Origin of the sequence: Shewanella sp. 10N.286.45.A1 (genome assembly GCF_041470405.1) — a bacterium.
In the GTDB taxonomy this organism is placed as follows: domain Bacteria; phylum Pseudomonadota; class Gammaproteobacteria; order Enterobacterales; family Shewanellaceae; genus Shewanella.
On record NZ_JBFRMK010000407.1, the window covers coordinates 1 to 435 of the forward strand.

Below are 435 nucleotides of genomic sequence, written 5' to 3' on the forward strand. Positions count from 1 at the left end.
GTAAGATTGCAATCTTACTTACAACAAGAGTTCAGCAACGAAAAAAGCCTCTGCATTTCTGCAGAGGCTTTCGTCTTTTATTGGCGGAACGGACGAGACTCGAACTCGCGACGTGACAGGCCGCGTTCTGTTCATAAGTGCCTAACCAACTGAACATCCGCTCCGCAGATAAGTGATTAGTCGCTATAAAAGCGATAAAGTAAATACGAAAAAAGCCTCTGCATTTCTGCAGAGGCTTTTGTCTTTTATTGGCGGAACGGACGAGACTCGAACTCGCGACCCCCGGCGTGACAGGCCGCGTTCTGTTCATAAGTAGCCTAACCAACTGAACATCCACTCCGCAGATAAGTGATTAATCGCTATAAAAGCGATAAAGTAAGTACGAAAAAAGCCTCTGCATTTCTGCAGAGGCTTTTGTCTTTTATTGGCGGAACG

Annotated in this window: 1 tRNA gene; it reads right to left on the reverse strand. The window is 46.0% G+C overall.

From position 1 onward, the window contains the following. Positions 1–249: 249 nt before the first annotated feature. Positions 250–340, reverse strand: a tRNA-Asp gene (locus AB4238_RS22020). Positions 341–435 lie beyond the last annotated feature (95 nt).